Source organism: Patescibacteria group bacterium, assembly GCA_041651155.1.
Taxonomy (GTDB): domain Bacteria; phylum Patescibacteriota; class Patescibacteriia; order CAIXNZ01; family CAIXNZ01; genus JAPLYF01.
Genome location: JBAZJU010000007.1, coordinates 1 through 18,663 on the forward strand (window position 1 = coordinate 1; position 18,663 = coordinate 18,663).

Sequence of the window (18,663 nt, forward strand, 5' to 3'; positions counted from 1 at the left end):
CGTTTTTTTTGTCATAATAACGGTAATTTTAATGAATTATCCCCTTAAGAATAGGATAATTCCTGATATTCTTCCAACCTTAGAGAAAATCCAATATTCTTAGCAGTCGCAAAAGGGGACGCTATCTCTCAATAAACTATTGACAATTATAACCAAATATGCTATAATGCAATATTCCCTACAAAAATGCCTCAAAGGAGTTACCATGGCTAAAGAACTGCATAAAAAGATGAACGACGAAGACGAGAGACCACTATTGGACGGAAAAAATGAATATATTATCACGAGTTCTGACCGTTTCGGTAAAATCCACGAATCAATCGTATTTGCCCAAAACTGCCAACAGGCAGAGGAAAAATTTAAAAACTCCCTATTGGGAGCAAAAAGAACATTAATAGAGACCGAAGAAATAAAAATAGCGCAGCCAATAATCGATCAGGATCTGATCGCGGCGCCTTATCAACCCGTGGCTGCCTAAAAATATTTTCAAAAAATATTAAGGGGGATTCATCCGAGTCCCCTTTTTAAATTTCTCAAAATTTTGTTATAATTAAGGCATGAAAAACTTTGTCAAACTTATTGCGCTTTTTACCCTGCTTTTATCTTTAAGTCTGGTTATTAATTCGGTTTTAAGTGTCAGGCCAGTAGCTGCGCAAGTTCCTTTTGCTGGTCCAGGCACAATAATAGGTCTCTGTACAAATACTGCCAGTTTCCTAATTGCCGTAGGACCTCCAGTTCCTGGACTTTACATGATACGTCAGCTGCCAAGAGGCATCTGGCTGGCAGGCCTTTTTGTCCCTACGCCAATACCTTGCTTTTTTGGCAATGTCCCACATGGCGTAGCTTTCCCCGTAATTCTTTTCGGTTCAGGTTAAAAAATTATTTATAATAAAAAAAAGGACTCACTGAGTCCTTTTTTATTATCACGTTTTGTCTTTTATCTATTTTTCTTCTTTTTCACACTGGTCAATGAAATTTCTAAGAAATTCTTGACCAAAAGTCCCTGTCGCCACTCCATACCCAAATTCCCAAAGTATATCCATACCAATTTTGACATGATTGATGTCCCAGGATTCGGCAAATTCAGATGCTACTTCAGCTAAGGCTTTATTCACATCAGGGTCATCATGAGTCTGTGGCTGATCCTTAACAACTATCAGACGCTGATCAATAGCCTTTTGCAATTGTCGGCAAGAAATCTCGCGATTTTTTATCTTTTCTGACAATTTCATTAGGACTGCAATTAATCCTTGATTTCCATCCATAATTAACAACCTCCTTTCATCTATAATAAACAATAAATCTAATTTCTGTCAAGCCTAGCTGTTTAACTTCCTTATCTCATCCCGAATTTCTATAGCTTTCTCAAAATCCCCTCCTTCGCTCCTTCAGAGCTTCGGAGGGTAAATTCCAATAATTAACTACTTAGTTTTCTTATCTCATCACGAATTTCAATTGCCCTTTCAAAGTCAAGATTCTCGGCCGCGATCTGCATTTGTGTTTCCATTTCAATAATTAATTCTTCTAATGAACCGACCTTCTTTAATCCAAACTTATCAGCTTCTTTTTTAATCGTGGCTGGTTTTTCTTTAATGGCTTTAATAATTGAAGCTGGAGTAATGCCATGCTTTTCATTATATTCCACCTGAATCTTGCGGCGACGATTAGTTTCTCTGATTGCCTCTTTCATTGAGCCAGTCATATTATCCGCGTACATTAAAACATAAGAATCAACATTGCGGCTGGCACGACCAATGGTTTGGATTAATGAACGGGCATCGCGTAGAAATGATTCCTTATCAGCATCTAAAATTGCTACCAATCCAACTTCAGGAATGTCTAACCCCTCACGCAGTAAATTAATGCCTACTAAAACATCATATTTACCACGGCGCAAGTCAGCAATTATTTCTGTGCGCTCCAAAGTGTCAACTTCAGAATGCATATAATTAACCTTCAAATCTTTTTTCAAAAAATAATCAGTCAAATCTTCTGCCATTTGCTTGGTTAAAGTCGTCACCAAGGTGCGATTGCCCATTTCAATCGTCTTTTTAATTTCTGCAATCAAATCATCCATTTGCCCTGCGCTAGGCCTGACAAAAATTTCCGGATCAATTAAGCCCGTTGGTCTAATGATCTGTTCAACAACCTGCCCAGAATTTCTTGTCTCATAATCTGAAGGCGTAGCAGAAGTATAGACCACATGTTTTAAATATCTTTCAAATTCTTCAAATTTTAAAGGCCGGTTATCATAAGCTGAGGGTAAACGAAAACCATTGTCAATTAAATTTTGCTTCCTGGATTTATCTCCTTTATACATGCCATGAACCTGGGGCAAAGATTGATGTGATTCATCAATAATAAATAAAAAATCTTCAGGAAAAAAGTCCAGTAAAGTTTTTGGCGGCTCACCAGGCGCGCGGCCATCAAAATGGCGCGAATAATTTTCAATGCCCTTGCAATAGCCAAGTTCGCGGATCATTTCCATATCATATTTAGTGCGTTTTTCTAAACGATGCGCTTCCAGCTGGGGTAAAGTTGGTAAAACTTCTTTAAGTTCTGCTGCAATTGATTTTAAAGCGCGTTCAATTGAATCTTTGGATGTCATAAAAGGCGAAGCAGGAAAAATATCCAGCTTATCAATTTCTTCCAGGACTTTTAAATTAATCGGCTCAATAACTTTAATAGATTCAATCGTCTCACCCTTAAAATTTATTCTAAAAATATTCCGGCCATAACCTTGAATTAAATCAATGGTATTGCCGCGCACGCGAAATCTGCCAGAACGCAAATCAGTATCATTGCGTTCAAACTGAATCTGAACCAGGGCTTTAATTAAATTATCGCGGCCCAATTCACGACCCACATTTATTGTAAAAATACCTTGTTTATATTCATTAGGATCACCCAAGCCATAGATACAGGAAACAGACGCCACCACAATCACATCTTCGCGTGAAACCACTGAGGACGCGGCTTCCAAACGGAACTCCTCAATTTTTTCATTCACTGCTGTATCTTTTTCAATATATGTATCTGTTGAAGGCACATAACTTTCCGGCTGGTAATAATCATAATAAGAAATAAAATAACAAACCTTATTTTCAGGAAAAAATTCTTTAAATTCTTCATACAATTGCCCAGCCAAAGTTTTATTATGCGCTAAAACCAAAGTCGGCCGCTGGACTTTCTGAATTAGGTTGGCCATGGTAAAAGTTTTGCCAGAACCAGTTACACCAAGCAAAGTCTGTTGCGGGTACTTTAAAAATCCCTCCTCAAGTTTCTTTATTGCGGAAGGTTGATCTCCTGTAGGTTTGTAGGTTGTTTTGAGTTTGAATTTCATAACTATTTACTCTTCTAATTCTTTTGGCATTTCTTTCTTGCCCAAAAAATTATTTTTAGAAACAATTGGCCGCTTTAAACGCTTTTCCAATTGTTTTCTGGCACCACCGGCAATCTTACCGCCTGTTTTGGCATCGTTCTTTAATTTGGCGACACCTGAAGACTCTTCTGTCCGGTGAATTTCCGTAGTAGCCCTTTCGCCCAGCATGGTAAAAATTAATTCCAAATCATCCATATGGTCGCGTAAATTTTCCCTTTTTAAACTTTTCAACTCCTTATATTCTGTTGGCGTAATGCCAAAGGTTGCTTTAGATATTTCCGCGGTTAAGATTTCATAATCTTTTTGTTCCTCGGCGCCGCGTTTTGACCATTCATCAGTTAATTCCTCGCGAATAGCAATGCCGCGCATTCGCTTTTCAATCCAGCCATCAGGATAGCCTTTGAGCTTATAGAGCAATCTAGTCCTTTTAGTCGCCAGTTCTGGATTTTCAATTTCCTGCACCCGTTCATAGCCCACACGAGCCAACCAACGTTTGAATGGTTCGGCTTTGGGCGAAGGAATTGATTGAATGATACGAAATATACCTTCTGTATCAGCGCAATCTGTTTGATAATTTTTGCCGTCATTAGCCAATAATTTCAGTTGTCGACAGATTGTCGATAACTCAACTTCATCATCAGCTTTAACCCGAATTTTCATTTTATACCAATAATCATTGGGATTGACGCTATCTGTTAATGCTTCAATAACATCAATAACCGAAAACCACCACTCATTATCAAATAGCGTTCTTCTTATTTTTTTGTCTTTAAATAAAACAATTTTTGTTGAATCCATAGTATTATTATATCAATATCTTAAGATTAGTTTAATAAGCCGATTTACTTCAAAAACAATCTCTTGTGCTAATTCTTCCCATTTTTCTAATTTCATAGTTGATTTTTAATTGAATTTTATACTTTAAGCTTAACAAAACTTAATGTGCTTGACAAATATCCTTGAGGCATATAATATTAAAAATCAAACAAACAAAGGAGGATGACATGAACCCTGAAATTGTAGAAATACAGAATATGGCCTTGTTGACAACAGCCATGGGAACTTTAAAAAAAACCAGAATTGATCTCGGTGATGGTGTGGAGGTACCATTCCCCAAAATACTAACCAACCTGGTTGAAGTCGGAGTTAATCTCAATCATAAGATAAGATTGCATTTTCAATTTACTGAAAAAATCGGTCTTCTCTTATATTTAGTGGACTTTACCAAACCTGACGAGGAAGATCCTGGAGATACAAGAGAAAATTTCCGAAAAAGGATCGCTGCGTCGCTTCACGCTCACAAAGTCGCGCCTGAATCTTACGCTGAAAAAATTGAAGCGTCAGAAGAAAAGCCAACCTGGGGTTGGTACTTAAGTGTTTTGCCTTTTCCAGTGAAAAGCCTACACGCAACGATACATCCGCAAAATTTACAGCAAGTAAGCAAAAAAATCTCTGAATTAACAAAATGACTAGACCACAAGAGACTCGGATCAGCGAGTCTCTTCTTTTTATAAAAAACTTGCCATGCTATAATTCTCTTATAAATTTATGCAAATATCCAAACGAAAATCTGAAAATAACAGCCAAGGCAATTATGACCCGCACATCACCAGCCAAAAAGCTGAGGAAATGAGGAAAGAACTTGAACGATTAATTAAAATTGCCCGACCGGCTGCGTCTAATGAGGTTGCCGAGCATGCCAAGCTCGGTGATTTTTCGGAAAATGCGGCTTATCAAATGGCTAAAGGTAAATTGCGCAGTATTAATAATCGCATTTTGATTTTGCAGGACAAGTTAAACAATGCCATTATTATTGATTGCGCGCCGGGCGAGTGCGTGCAATTGGGCAGCCAAGTGACCATAGAAGTAAACGGCGCGCAGAAAAATTTTCAAATCCTGGGCTCCCAGGAAACAAATCCGCAAAAGGGCATAATTTCACACCTCTCTCCCATTGGCGCGGCCTTGCTTGGCCATAAATTAAACGACGAGGTGGAAATTGAAATTAATGGCCAAAATTTAAAGTACAAAATTATTAAAATAGAATAAATAGTATAGTACAATAGCTTGACAAGCGCCAAAAATAATGATAAATTAATAAATCAAACAATAAAGGAGGTAGTAGATTGAAAATATTAATAACAGGATTGGGAGTTACCGGTAAAAGCAGTCTGCTTAAATGGCTGGATAAGATTCATCCGCCAATACCCGATGCAATCTTTCTTGACCTGGATCATGATCGGGCAGAATTGTCCAGGGAATTTTCGCCATGGGACTACTACTTTCTGGAGGATGTACACGGGCCAACAGCTATGGCCGTCTACCCCTTGCCTGTCTATGACCTGGTGCTTTATGTGCTGCCTGGTTGGTTCACTCATTTGCGCTACTGGCTCAGCCGCATGCGCATCTGGTTTGAGAATGGTAAATACGCCTGGGACCCTGACCTTAATTGCAATTTCGGTACTGGCCAGCCGCAAGATTGGCGCAATCTGCCTGGAATTATAAAATATTTCTGGCAGCATTTTCCCAAGCGTGGGCAAACCATTAGTGAAGACTTAATTGCCCTCAAAGCTTCGAGAATCAAAACCTTTTTGGTCATTCCCAAAGGCATTGGCGCAAAAATCTCCTTCACTTTTAAAAAATTTTAGTCAAAAAGGAGTCAGTTATTACACTGGCTCCTTTTAAATTTTTATTTGTTTAATCTGTCGGAACAAACTATCTCGGCTAAACTTTTCGTCCTCTTGATCAGGATTATCAGAGTAAATATATTTTAAACAAAAAGACAATGCCCTTTCCAAAATCGCAAATTTAATTGCTGGCACTAAATATTCTTTTTCCAAATCACTTAGCTTCCTTTCAGTTTCATAGCCAGCTAAAAGTATTCTGGTATTATCTTTGCTCCACTTTTGCCAATTATCTTTAAAACACCAGCCTCGCAAGGCTTGGCCTAAATCTAAAATCAAAGATCCGAAATATGAACGATCAAAATCAATAATGGCCGCTATCTTATCGCCTTGCCAAATCACATGGCGCTTTCCCAAATCCTCATGGAGCATGCCTTGGGGCAAATCTTCTGGAAAATTTAATTTAACTATTTCTTCATTAAAAACTTCTACAAATTTATCCGCTTCCTTAAAATTACTTTGTAAAATTTCTTCCTTATGTTCCGCAAAAAATTTTCTTGTCTTTTCTAAACCCAAATTTATATTCTTTCTTTTCTCAATTTTGTAATTTTCTACTATATTATGATATTGACCCAAAAATTTCCCCACTTCGGTTAATTGTTTATCTGTAGGATTACCTTGCACAAAATCGCCTGTCAAATATTTCCTAAAATAACCATTATGATTTTCTAAGCTTACAACCCGTTCCCCAGTTTTAGTCTTCAAATAGTCAATAACCGGGAAATTATTAACTTTTAATTTATCCAGCAAATCTAATTCGCCTTCAATTTCTTCTTTACTCCTAAATCTGTTTCTTTCCCCGCACAAACGCAAAAAATATTGGCCCAAATCTGTGGTAACTAAAAAACTAAAATTGCCGCTGGTTTGAATCGGTTCAATAGCTTTAATCTGGCCAATATTATATTGGTTTAATAAATTAATTATTTCTGGTTGTTCAAATTTCATATTGTTACTAATTTACTAATTGGCTTCTAATAATACTAATTGGTATTATTTGTATAATATTAGCCTGCCTGCCGGCAGGCAGGTACATTCGTATCATACTAACAGCTTATCATTTTTATCCAAAAATAAAAACCGCCCCGTTTAAGCGAAGCGGTTTTAAATACTTTTATTAAAATTCTATTTCTTTTCTTCCAATTCAACTTTAATCCCGCCGATCCAGCCAGCAACTAGATTGTACAAGGCTGCGATTATTGCTCCACAAATAAAGCCCATGACAGCATAGATAATCGGGGTGATAATAATAGAAGCAACGCCCCAGCCACCCATATATCTGCCGCCCATTGAACCGATAAGCCCGCTGAATAAAGCAACTATAATGCCCAAAATCAGGCCAAAAATTGCAGCAATGACAGCATGGACTTTGGCCATAGACATTATGTCTACTTTTTTTACAGTAGTCATACTTTTAAATTAAGAATTAGATACTATTATTATACTGCCATAAAGAAAAAACCGCTACCTTCCAAATAGCGGTTATTTTATAAACCTGGTCTTATTTTTCCATTCCCTAATCATGTAAACCTGGCTTGGCTTTAATCTGACCTTGCCATCTAAATAATTCAAGAAACAAAAAGCGCAGATTGTTTTATCTTCATTGGCCCAAATCTGCCTGGGTTTATGGCAAATTGTACACTCGTATAATTCATTTGCCTGGCATTGCTGGCAATTATAAATTGCCCGATTAAATCTGCCAGTTCTGACTTTAACCAATTTTCCGCCACAGGCTCCGCAGACAAATTCCTGACATTTCATTAAACGCCTCCTTTTATGATTATTAATCATCATAATAATAAGCAAAAATGTCAATGGTCAAAAAATAAAAGCGGCTTTTTATGGCCGCTTGCGCTTAAAAAAATTGGCTTAAACTTTTGTTTTTAACGGGCTGAGTATGATTGGCGGCACAGCCTTGTTTTTCTTGGCATGGAGCAGAGCCTCTGCCGGTGTTTTAAAGCCATTAAACCTTTCCGAATTCCCATCCACCCAGCACCAGCTGCCTGCCTCACTATGCCTTTGCTCTAACCCAGCGCACATTTGTTCTTCTTCAGGCGTTAAACTCACTTCCTCGCTCATTATTCCCTCCTCATTGATTGATATTGCCAACTATATCTTATCTTACTATATTCAAATAAAAAATCAAATTTATTTTTTTGCCAAGGGCAGGCTGAATTTAAAGGTCGCACCTTGGCCTGGCACAGATTCAACCCAGATTTTACCCTTCATGTTTTCTAAAATAATTTTACAAATATACAGTCCCAAACCAGTCCCTTCCTGTTTTCTGGCAAAGCCGGTATCAAGCTGGGAAAATTTTTGAAAAAGTTTATCTTTTTTATTAGGGTCAATGCCTGGGCCCTGATCTTTGACTGAAAAAATAAACAGTCCCTTCTCAATCTCGCTGGAAACGAATATTTTGCTTTTGGGAGGGCTGAATTTCAGGGCATTATCAATTAAATTATAAATCACCTCTTGAATTCTATCTGGATCCGCACTGACAAGCGCCCTGCTGCTTGAGCATTTGTGGACAATAGACACGTCATTATTTTTTGCCAAAGATTGCAAGCTTTCTATAACTTTGGGCACGAGCTGGCAAACATCCATTTTTTGCATGTTAAAAATTGCCTTTTTGGCTTCAATCCTGGTAATGCCTAATATTTTTTTTATTATGCCCAAAAGTCTGTTCGCTTCATTAAAAATTATACTTAAGCTCTTTTTCTGCTTAATATTTACACCGCCCTGTTTTTTAAGCATTATTAACTGCGACAGGCCGATAATTGAAGTCAAAGGCGTCTTTAACTCATGAGCGGAAATATTTAAAAATTCATCCTTCATGGCATCCAGCCCCTTTAATTCATCAAAGGCTTTGCGTAACTCTTTTGTTTTTTGCTCAACTTTTAAATCCAACTCCTTGTTTAATTCCTCCAATGATGCTTTAGCATGGATAATTTTTTCCTCGTTAATCCTTTCTTGAATCATGTCGCGAAAAACCAAGACCGCACCGTTAATATTGTTTTCGCTATCTTTAACCGGCGCCGCACTGTCAGCAATAGGAATTATCTGTCCGTCTTTGGTTTTGAGCACAGTATGGTTTGACAAAATAGATATTTTGCCTGTTTTTAAAGCGGCTGCTATTGGTGATTCACGCTTTTTCATGCTTGCTTCATCATAGATATTGAAAACTTTTTCCGCAAAAGTTCCTTGAGCCGCAGCCAAGCTCCAGCCGGTCAATTCTTCTGCCGCAGGATTTAAAAATTCTACTTTCTGTTCATTATCCACAACCAAAACCCCGTCGCCTAAACTTTTTAAAATCGTATCTATCTTGTCCCTTTCTTTGGTTGACTGGTCCCTCTCTTGAGAAACGTCTTCCAAAACATTTAAAATAGCCAGCCTTTGTTTTTCAATATCATTATTTTTCCGAATTATTTCTTTGGTTTGATCTTCAACCTTTCTATTTATCTCCACACGTGATTCTTTTATCGCAGATGTCATTTTATCAAAATCTCTGGATAAATGCCCGATTTCATCATTTGACTCTGTGCCGACACGATGGTCCAAGTCGCCATTTTTTATAATCTGCACGCCATCTCGCAATTTTTTAATGGGGTCAACAATCGTTTTTAGCAATAAATAACCAAGGAGGATCACAAGAAAAATAATTAGGATTGAAAAAAAGATGATTTTTTCCGTCAAATCGTAAAACAGCGCGAGTGCTTCATTACGGTCATATTTAGCTATAAGACAGGCATCAAAATCTTCCAGCCAATTATAAACGGCAATGACATTTACTCCCCTATAGTCTTTGGCATAAATCTGGCCTGAATTTCCATTCAAACAATAATTGACAGGATCAGTTGAAATAGGAACAGGCATTGCCTCTTTGGTCGTAAATTTTAGAGCGGTTATGGGAAAATGATAATTATTGACCAAAAACGTCTCGCCTGAAATGCCCAAACCAGCGCGTTCTGACATTATTTCAGAAATTCCCTGCAAATCTATTACGCCAACCAATACCCCAATCGTAACATTTTCATTATTTGTCAAAGGCATTGAAATTGTGAGCCCGGTCTTTTTTGTGTCCTGGACATAATAAAAATTGCTGACATATACGGCTTTTAAGCCGTTTAAATAATAATCTTTATCGCTAAAATTCTTATTTTCCTGCAGATTGTCAGTAGACACGACGGCCAAGCCGCTAAGATCTAAAATAAAAAACTCTCTGAAATGCCGGCAAAAGCTCAAATTTCGCTTTAAAAAATTTAAAAAACGAACATCATGAAAATCAGGAGCCTTGTCTGAAATTTTTCTATCTGTTTTTGTTGCCTCGTTTTCCGTTGCAAGCATAGCCATCAAGTCTGCGCCAGTTTCTTCCACCTTGAAGCGCTGTTCATGAACAAAATAATGTATTTGGTTTTCTTTTAAAATTGCAACGCTTTTTAATTGTTCGCCGAATCTTTCCAAAACCGACTTTTGTCCGACATAAAAAAATAAAAAAGTGCCAGCGCCAGAAGCGAGCAGCGTGGCTAATACAACTATAATTATCAGCTTATATATAATTTTCACAGATAGAAATTTTTAAATAAATAAAATTAGGCTATTTTCTTGTTTGCGCATAATTTCTGCTTTTTTTCTTTTGGATTTTTAATCCGATAATTTTTGTATTTTTAAGATTATAAATTATCCTTTTTTATTGATTTCTCTAGCTCTGCGATCTTTTTCTTTAAATCTATCATCTTAAGCTCCCTGCCCACAGCTATTTTATTAAAAAGCTCAAGATCCTCATTCTTTTTCTTGAGTTCTTCTTCTGATTTTTTTTGTTCCGTTATATCCCTGGCTATGCCGACTATTCCAATCAGCTGTTTTGCCTTATTCTTAATGATCTTTAAATTCAAACTGACAGGGATTTGCTTGCGCGCTTTTGATAAATAAAAGGCTTGAAAATTATAGAGCTCGCCTTTTTCCAAGAGCTCTGCCAGGATATTTTTTTTAAAAAAATCACGAGTGGCAAATATAAAATTTACACTTTTGCCATATAACTCATCTTTTTCATACCCAAGAAGTTTCAAAGTCGCTGGATTAACCAGCATTATTGCTTGCTCAGCCCCTAAAACGAAAAGGGAATCAGACATGGCATTAATTATTGTCTCTGCGGCAATGGCAGAAGAGATAGACATCAATTTATATTTGCCGATCGCATAAGCGATAATTATTACAGTGCAGGTAGTCAAGGACGAGGTTAAAGGTATCATGCTAAAATTAAATAATTGAGGAATAATTTCCGTAAATGTTCCCCCTACAAGCAGAATGCTTATGGCCAGGATCATTAATTTTGCCTGTTTTTTCTCATTAAAGTTCTTTGATCGCTTATAAAATCTGTAACCCAAAAAAAGCCCGGCTATCGTGCATAGCAATATATAAATGACGTATGCTCCAAATAAAACTCCGCCTGCTGATTCATAGCCCCACCAGGATAGACGCACAGATTCTGTAACTGCATTAAATTGCCAATCCATGATTGAAAAAAAAAGAACAGGCAATAATAAAACAGCAACCGCTATTTTTTTCCTGGCTAATTTATTTTTTACAAATTCTAAAAAAAATAAAAGCAGGAAAAAAGCAGCCAAGCCGGCACAAATGGTGCTGATTCTAGCCCAAAATAAAGCGTCCTGGCCAGAATCTGAAGAAAATTGAAAATAATCGGCTGCTGACCAAATAGCCAATGTTGAAGCGAATAAGCCGTATAATCTATTTTCCAAGTTGGAAGAATTTTTTGAAAGAATATATATTGCCAAAATTACATTGGCAAAAAAGCCCATAAAAGGCAAAATGACGTAAGGGTTTTGAAACAAATATATATGCATTTTTTTAGTTATTTTTTAAAATGGCTTTCCAGCTTTTTAATTTTATTTTTCAGCTCAATCATTTTAAATTCACGGCTGACAATCAGTTTATTGAATTTTTCCAATTCTAAATTCTTCTCCTTTGTCTCTTCGTCTATTTTTTTACGCAGACTGACATCTCTGAAAAAGCCAACGTTGCATTTTTTTCCTTCAACCATAATCAAACTCGTATTAATATCGCAATAAATGATTTTCCCGCTCTTTTTTACACAAGGAATATTTTCCGCCAATGTTTTATCTCCCCTGGCTTGAGCCTCAAACTCGGCCACAATATCTATTATTTTATCCGGGGGATGAATGTCTTTAAGACCCAAGCCAATCAGCTCTTGCCGCGAGTACTCCAGTATTTTGCAGATAGCCGGGTTTGCATCAATAAATTTTTTTGTTTCAATGTCCGCAATAAGTATGCCATCGGCACTGGCTTCAAACAGCACCTTATACCTTTCTTCTGATTCTTTTACCTTTTGAGCCGCGAATGTTGAATCAAAAAGTTCATTTTCAATCACTAAAAAATATTTCTCGTCATTTGATTTGGGCAGGTTATTAATAAAAAATTGGAAGGCTTTGCTTTTATCAGTTTCATTTATTTGAATCTTACCCTCCCAACTCCCTTCTTTTAAGCTGTCCAGGATTTTTTCTTTTTGCGCGCTTGGCGAATATTTAATAAATTCAAAAAAATTTTGGGCGGTAATTTCTGTCCTGGCGCGGCCATGGTTTTTTGCAGCCGCTTCATTGAGGTAAACTATGTTAAAATTTTTATCCAAGATAAAAATGCCGGAAAATGAATGTTCAGTAGCGCTATAAAATCTTACTAAAGAATTAGTAACAAAAGCTTTTTCCTGCAAATCAGCTTGGTTTTTTTTATTTTTGGCGAAAGTTTTGTTATTATTTACCGGCGCTTCCATAAATATCAAAAGTAATTATTTCTTTAATACTTTAGCAATCTTTCCCAGAAGATCATCTAGTACAAACGGCTTTTCAATACTGCCTTTGATATTGGGCAAATCTTGCGTTTCTTTTATAGCATCTTTAAAATTGCGCGATTCAACGGGCAAAGCAGAAATAAAAATTATTGGAATTAATTTATTTTTATCATCAGTAGCCAGTGTTTTGGCCACTTTAATGCCGTCAATTTCCGGCATCATAATGTCCAATAGAATCAAATCAAATTTTTCCTGCTTAATCATATTTAAAGCTTTTTGCCCGCCTTCGGCCTTAACTACTTTATGACCGCCTGATTCCAAACTCAAGCAAATTGTTTCCAAAGTGTCCAAATCATTATCAACAACTAAAATTTTAGCCATATATTTTAAATTAATAAATTAGGCCTTGAAAAATTTTAAAATCCCTCTAATATTAAAATACTTCTTTTGCAGTTAAATTAAATTAAAAACGAAATTAAATTAAAATTAAAAATACGGCCGTCTCCGAGCCGTATTTAAAAAATTATTATTTTTTTGAAAAATATTCGCTGACACTGTTCAATAATTTGGCGGTCTTTTGGTATTCAATCTTATCTTCAATAGCCACTGCTTTCTGTTCTCTAAAATTCAGAGCCTGCTCGGACAGTTTTAAACCGCCATAGCCCAAATCTTTTTCATATTCCAAAGTTAAAAGCGTAACAATTTCCATTGGCTCTTTCTCAAGACTCAAAACTCTGCCCAAATCAGAAACCTGCAATCCGCCTATCTGATTAGCCAGCTTGATTGCCTTATCGCCCATGTGCAGACGCATAGTCAAAATAATATCGCTGATTAATTCATAGTATGGCTTAAGCTGGGGGTTAACATCCTTATAATCAAATTGGGAAACAATGATTTTCCTGTTTTTATTAATTAAATAAGAGACCAGTAAAATTAAACTAACGCCGACAAAAATAACCAGCCCAAAAATTTTCCATTGCCCCAAAAAGAATCCTAAAAATTTATGCTCAATTTGAAAGGGCATTTTTGAAACTGCAGGCACTTTCTGATCAGAATATTTCATATCAGCCACCACAAAATATTTGCCTGGTTTCAAATCAGGAGGTATTTTGACCTGTTTGATAAATGAGGCAGTGGTCTCCACTGCCACTGTTTCCAATTCTTCAGTTACTATTTTTTTGTTAATGTCTTCAATCCTATAGGTTATTTCAACATCTACTCTGCCACTGCCGCCCATATTAAATAACTTCATGGAAACAGGCAGACTTTCGCCTGGCGCGACCTTTTGGAATTGATCAATGGTTGTTACCTCAATTTTACTTAATTCTTGAGCCGAAACAAAATGATTAGCCCAAAACATAGTTGGACTAATTAACAAAAAACACAGCAATAATCTCATAAATATTTTGTTTGGCATGAATTTTATCTTTTACTTATACATTTTAAATGTATCAATTTTTTTCTCAACTTGCAAGTTAAGTGAGAACAGCAAGCCAAAGGCACTAATGCCCTTGGCTTATTTTAAAATTCAAGACTTTGTAATCTTCGCCAAAAAATAATTATTTTTTGCTTTTTTGGGTAATCAGCCAAATAATAATGGCAGCAAAAATTATTACAATTACTCCGAGTACGATATAAAATTCTAACCATGATCTTTTAGCGGCACCGGCCTGAATATCAAACAGGGTGGTCTTTTCATTCAGCATCTTTGAGGCTATTTCTTGTTGGTTGGCAATGTAGTCAGCAATTGCTAATGCGCCGACGCTTTCATTGCCGGCTTTGTCCACAGCCTTGACAGCAACTAATTTTGCTGTCCGCTCACTTTCATTCAGAATATATGGACTTGTGGCATCTTTAAAATCGCCATTATCAAATTTTATCTGGTAATAATCAACGCCAGAGAGAGCATCCGTTGTATTAAAGAAAATCTGATACTCATTTGAAACATTTGCAGTTGATCTGGCTTCAATTGAAGGTTGCGCAATCAAAGGCGGAATTGTATCAATTTTCAGGGCATAACTAGCCAGCTCGCTAAAGCCAGCCTGATATTTTGCCTTAAGATAAAAAATCAGGATGCCATCTTCAATATTATTATAAGTTATGGCATTATCTTCAGTTGTTACTACATCCCCAATATCTTCTAAAGTATCGGCTGATAATTTTGTCACATAACCAAGTGCATTCGCTGGTTTTGTCCAATTGAAAGTGACATTTTTTGATTTTGACCAGGCATCTTCAGAATTGGTGGCTGAGGAAATTTCCGGGGCAGCTAAAATTATTTTTTCTTCGGGTTTGACCGGGTTTGCTTCTTCTTTTGGTTTTTCAACAACACCCAGAGCCAAACTAATACTATTGCCGCCGCTATAAATATCTTTTGGTTCAGCCGTAATCATCCTGGAGCCGGCAATTAAAGCTAAAATTGCCTTGCCATCCTTTAAAACTTTAAAAGTTGCAGTGCCTAAGGCGCCATTTGAGCTTGTGCCTTCGCCTATGCGATAACCGCCCACATAAAGCGTACCCCCGCCAATAGTTTCACCCGGGCTTTTTTGCGGGAAGAGCGAACCCAGGGCAAAACCTTGAGCTTGCAGCAAATCAGCCGGGTAAGTTACCTTAGCCCTGACCACCTGTAGCAGATTGCCCCCGCTATTTATATTTATGGTAACTTTAAACACATCGCCAACTTTATAGCTTGTTTTGCCTGCTGTTAGGGATAAGGTGGCAGAGGCGGCAGAGGCTGGCAATGAAATTGAAGTTAAAACCAATGACATTACTAAAATAATGAATATTTTCTTCATAATTTTACAGTTATTTTAAAAATTAATAATAATTTTTTTAAATCTCCCAATGGCTGACCAGATAGGCCAAATCAAGATCATCAATTATCCCGTCCTTATTAAAATCGCCGTCCGACCAATTTTTATTCCAATTAGAAACTAGTTTAGCCAAATCAAGATCATCAGTTATATTATCGCCGGTTATATCAGCAGAACCAATGCGGCTGATAAAAACCGCTACAGTTCCGCTGCTAGTGCCAGCTGAATTTTTGGCAATTAGAGTAAAAAAATTTAGTCCTATTTCCAAAGAAATTGATGCTTGCCAGGTTGTGGCTGTTGGATAAGATACGGAATCATCTAAACTATTAATAAAAATCGTGGTATCAGCCTCTCGGCCGCCGCTTAAAACTAAGGCTGAATTGCTTGTTGGGCTGGCAAATGCATCAACTGTTGGGATAGGCACTTCAAGCGGCAAATTTAGATTAGTATTAACATTTTCATTGCTATTTGTATTTGTATTGGTATTTGTATTGGTAGGTGGTATATAAACGCCGCCTCCTCCTCCCCCGCCGTAACCAAAGGCAGTTTTAATGCCCCAAAACAGTCCAGTGCCTAAAAATCCAGACAAAACAATAATTGTGATAAAGAGAATAAAAAAACTAACAAATTGAAAAATTGATTTAGTCCTCATATTTTTCCAAATTTTTTATTAATTTAGAGTATTTAAATCTTTGTTTAATTATCTGATTTTTTGAGTTTAAAGTCAATAAAAGTTATCCACTTTTTAAGCTAACCTTAGCTTAATTTTTAATTTATTTATTTTTAATTTATTTTTAATCAACCACGAGAGAAAAGATTAAAAATCAAGCAATTCATAGAGAACAATTTCACTGGAATCATATATTTTCCTGATTTTATCTGAGTCAAGAAAAAAATATTTAAAAATATCTTGATTTTTTAAGTCCTGTGCAAAAATAATATATTTGATATTTTTAGCTTTTAGGTCACTAATAACTGTAAGAGCTGGTAAATTATCAGGGGTTAAGACCAAATTATTTATTTCTTGATATTCAGTTTGGGTGGATTGGGTTAAAATATTATTAATTTCCATATTTTCACTTTGGATAATTGGCTGATCAAAAAAAGCAAAGGCGGGATTAGCAATAATTAAATTGTGATTAAAATTAAAAGACAAATATTGATGCCAGGGCAAAAATAAAACTTTGAATCCTGATTTGTCTTGATTCAATATCTGATTTACTTTGTGCCAGCTTTGAGGATACCAGACAGGCTGTAATTGTCGGGCAAAACCGCCTAAAATCGGATAAGTGTATAAAAGCGGAATTATAAATAAAGCTCCCAAAATTAAATTAAAGCATTTAACTCTTTTTAGCTTTAAAAATTCTGTTATTGCAATTATGCCCAGCCCGCCAAAATAAGCATAACTTAATGCCAAAAATCCGCTGAATTTTTGCGTGTCGCGAAAACCGCGCCAGAAATTAATATGTTCAAACAGCCAAAGATTTATAGCTTTAAACCAAGTTTCAGCTAAGCCGGCTGAAAGAATAAAAGCAACCAGGCCCAAAATCAGGAAAAAAAGAGTTTTGTCTCTGTGTTTATCGTTTTTAATTCCATAAATCAAACCCAAGGCGATAATTGATATTAATAACGCGCCAATAATTGACCAAAAAATAAAATTATCTTTAGGCCAGAGCCAGTAATCGGTCCAGGGCTGGTTTTCCTGCCAAAAACCATAAAGAACTAAAACATTCAAAGCGGTTCCTAAGCGCGGATCATTTGAAGTCTTAAACAATTTAATGTTTTGCTGGCTAAAACTATTCAGGACTGATTGTTCTTGATTAATTAAATAAGGGATCAGCCAATAGCTGTTTAAAATTAAAAAGATAAAACCTAAAATTATGCTGAATTTTAAAATATCTTTAGCTAATTCTAATTTTTTGGCAATCAGATTTTTGGCTAGTTGATATAATAAATAAATTACTAAAATCAAAATTGCCATGACTAAAAAATGCAGAGAAAATATGCCAATTAAAAATAACCAGCCTAAAAGCCAAGCTGAATTTTGCCAGCCGGGGCTTTTCGCAAATTTAAATAAATAAAAAATAAATGGTGGTAAAAGGGCGTAAGCAAAGAGATGCGTCCAATGGCCGGCTATAAATCTTTCATAAACAAAAGGGTTTATGGCGTAAAATAAACCGGCCCAGTAATTAACGTAATATTTTTTTGGTACTGGCAAAAATTTAGTTGCCAAATAAAATAAGCAAAAGAATAACGCGATAAGCATTATTTTTTGTATAATCCAGCCATCCAAAAATAGATTTAAGAATTTGAGTGCATATTTGAGCAGTAAACTATTATAAAAAGAACCATCGCTGAATAATGTGTTTAGTTTGGGAGTAAAAACCATATCTAGAGTAAGAATATAGCCCGGTAAAAGCATCTGCCATAAAATTAAAATAACAAAAATTATAGAAAGATAGATTACGCCAGGTATTTTTTTTACCATAAGTTTCTGTTTTTTAGGTATTCACCAAATTTGTAATCAATTATCTGTAAAATAACAGTCATGACTAAGAAAAAAAATGCGTAAACAGCCATTTGCTCTGCCAGCGCCTCCTTTTTTAATATTAATAAAATCGGGCTGACTGCCAGGGAAAGCAAAGCCAAAACCGCGATAATCCTATTTTCCCAGCCATAAACGAGGAAAACTAGAAATAGTAGCCACAAAATCGCATTTGATAACCCCCAAAGAAAAAATGCCACGATAGTAAACGCAACAACAATTAAACCCTGCCATTTTTTATATTTAATATCAGCTAAAATTTTTCTAAATATGTTTAATAAAAAAACCGAGGCAACTGTCCGATATTGTAAAATCACTTTTTTAAAAAAAACTAAAATTTTTAAATTAACTTTTTTGGTAAAAGTCAGGATTTCTCTAACGCTGGGGATTTTAAATTCAATTTTTATTTCTTTAGGCATAGT

21 protein-coding genes are annotated in these 18,663 nt (G+C 36.0%); 5 read left to right on the forward strand and 16 right to left on the reverse strand.

All coding sequences use genetic code 11. The annotated features are described in order from the left end of the window. Positions 1-166 precede the first annotated feature (166 nt). Together WC460_05220 and WC460_05225 are read left to right on the forward strand one after the other, a co-directional pair. Positions 167-478, forward strand: a complete 312-nt coding sequence (locus WC460_05220) for a hypothetical protein (protein MFA5188734.1) — start codon at positions 167-169, stop codon at positions 476-478. Between the two features lie 79 nt (positions 479-557). Beyond that, positions 558-875 carry a hypothetical protein gene (locus tag WC460_05225; GenBank protein MFA5188735.1) on the forward strand — a complete coding sequence of 106 codons (318 nt, stop codon included), beginning with the start codon at positions 558-560 and terminating at the stop codon, positions 873-875. Positions 876-941: 66 nt separating this feature from the next. Here the strand turns inward: WC460_05225 and WC460_05230 are convergent, their stop codons facing one another. The 3 genes from WC460_05230 to WC460_05240 form a co-directional block, all read right to left on the reverse strand. Then, on the reverse strand, positions 942-1,265 hold the full coding sequence (locus WC460_05230; protein ID MFA5188736.1) for a hypothetical protein: 324 nt from the start codon (positions 1,263-1,265) through the stop codon (positions 942-944). A gap of 152 nt (positions 1,266-1,417) precedes the next feature. Next, the gene (gene uvrB / locus WC460_05235) at positions 1,418-3,343 is read right to left on the reverse strand and encodes an excinuclease ABC subunit UvrB (protein MFA5188737.1); all 1,926 of its coding nucleotides are present in this window, start codon (positions 3,341-3,343) and stop codon (positions 1,418-1,420) included. Positions 3,344-3,349: 6 nt separating this feature from the next. Continuing rightward, positions 3,350-4,180, reverse strand: a complete 831-nt coding sequence (locus tag WC460_05240) for a Bro-N domain-containing protein (protein ID MFA5188738.1) — start codon at positions 4,178-4,180, stop codon at positions 3,350-3,352. A gap of 206 nt (positions 4,181-4,386) precedes the next feature. Between WC460_05240 and WC460_05245 the strand changes: the two genes are divergently transcribed. From WC460_05245 to WC460_05255, 3 genes are all read left to right on the forward strand, one after another. Then, entirely contained in the window at positions 4,387-4,851 is a 465-nt protein-coding gene (locus WC460_05245) for a hypothetical protein (protein ID MFA5188739.1), read from the forward strand. Between the two features lie 79 nt (positions 4,852-4,930). After that, positions 4,931-5,428: a GreA/GreB family elongation factor gene (locus tag WC460_05250; GenBank protein MFA5188740.1), complete on the forward strand. Its 498-nt coding sequence runs from the start codon at positions 4,931-4,933 to the stop codon at positions 5,426-5,428. A 77-nt stretch (positions 5,429-5,505) separates the two neighbouring features. Beyond that, positions 5,506-6,027 (forward strand): hypothetical protein, encoded by a 522-nt coding sequence (locus tag WC460_05255; GenBank protein ID MFA5188741.1) that lies wholly within the window; start codon positions 5,506-5,508, stop codon positions 6,025-6,027. 33 nt (positions 6,028-6,060) lie between these two features. Here WC460_05255 and WC460_05260 read toward each other — a convergent pair whose 3' ends face one another. The 13 genes from WC460_05260 to WC460_05320 all read right to left on the reverse strand — a co-directional run bounded on the left by WC460_05260 (position 6,061) and on the right by WC460_05320 (position 18,660). Beyond that, positions 6,061-7,008, reverse strand: a complete 948-nt coding sequence (locus WC460_05260; GenBank protein ID MFA5188742.1) for a phosphotransferase — start codon at positions 7,006-7,008, stop codon at positions 6,061-6,063. A gap of 177 nt (positions 7,009-7,185) precedes the next feature. Next, positions 7,186-7,470, reverse strand: a complete 285-nt coding sequence (locus WC460_05265; protein MFA5188743.1) for a hypothetical protein — start codon at positions 7,468-7,470, stop codon at positions 7,186-7,188. A 72-nt stretch (positions 7,471-7,542) separates the two neighbouring features. Continuing rightward, the gene (locus WC460_05270; GenBank protein MFA5188744.1) at positions 7,543-7,854 is read right to left on the reverse strand and encodes a hypothetical protein; all 312 of its coding nucleotides are present in this window, start codon (positions 7,852-7,854) and stop codon (positions 7,543-7,545) included. A 75-nt stretch (positions 7,855-7,929) separates the two neighbouring features. Next, complete coding sequence (locus WC460_05275; protein ID MFA5188745.1) at positions 7,930-8,139, reverse strand: hypothetical protein; 210 nt, start codon at positions 8,137-8,139, stop codon at positions 7,930-7,932. A gap of 69 nt (positions 8,140-8,208) precedes the next feature. Beyond that, positions 8,209-10,623 carry an ATP-binding protein gene (locus WC460_05280; protein ID MFA5188746.1) on the reverse strand — a complete coding sequence of 805 codons (2,415 nt, stop codon included), beginning with the start codon at positions 10,621-10,623 and terminating at the stop codon, positions 8,209-8,211. Between the two features lie 107 nt (positions 10,624-10,730). Continuing rightward, entirely contained in the window at positions 10,731-11,921 is a 1,191-nt protein-coding gene (locus WC460_05285; protein MFA5188747.1) for a histidine kinase N-terminal 7TM domain-containing protein, read from the reverse strand. Between the two features lie 8 nt (positions 11,922-11,929). Continuing rightward, a complete protein-coding gene (locus WC460_05290; protein ID MFA5188748.1) occupies positions 11,930-12,865 on the reverse strand; it encodes a PAS domain-containing protein in 936 nt (311 codons plus the stop codon). A 15-nt stretch (positions 12,866-12,880) separates the two neighbouring features. Next, positions 12,881-13,264 carry a response regulator gene (locus WC460_05295; protein MFA5188749.1) on the reverse strand — a complete coding sequence of 128 codons (384 nt, stop codon included), beginning with the start codon at positions 13,262-13,264 and terminating at the stop codon, positions 12,881-12,883. A 145-nt stretch (positions 13,265-13,409) separates the two neighbouring features. Then, positions 13,410-14,243, reverse strand: a complete 834-nt coding sequence (locus WC460_05300; GenBank protein MFA5188750.1) for a hypothetical protein — start codon at positions 14,241-14,243, stop codon at positions 13,410-13,412. A gap of 199 nt (positions 14,244-14,442) precedes the next feature. Beyond that, positions 14,443-15,678, reverse strand: a complete 1,236-nt coding sequence (locus WC460_05305) for a cohesin domain-containing protein (protein ID MFA5188751.1) — start codon at positions 15,676-15,678, stop codon at positions 14,443-14,445. A gap of 37 nt (positions 15,679-15,715) precedes the next feature. Beyond that, positions 15,716-16,348, reverse strand: coding sequence for a hypothetical protein (locus WC460_05310; GenBank protein ID MFA5188752.1), 633 nt, complete (start codon positions 16,346-16,348; stop codon positions 15,716-15,718). A 165-nt stretch (positions 16,349-16,513) separates the two neighbouring features. Next, on the reverse strand, positions 16,514-18,184 hold the full coding sequence (locus tag WC460_05315) for a hypothetical protein (protein MFA5188753.1): 1,671 nt from the start codon (positions 18,182-18,184) through the stop codon (positions 16,514-16,516). Beyond that, positions 18,178-18,660 (reverse strand): hypothetical protein, encoded by a 483-nt coding sequence (locus WC460_05320; protein ID MFA5188754.1) that lies wholly within the window; start codon positions 18,658-18,660, stop codon positions 18,178-18,180. The genes WC460_05315 and WC460_05320 overlap by 7 nt, the downstream gene beginning before the upstream one ends. Positions 18,661-18,663 lie beyond the last annotated feature (3 nt).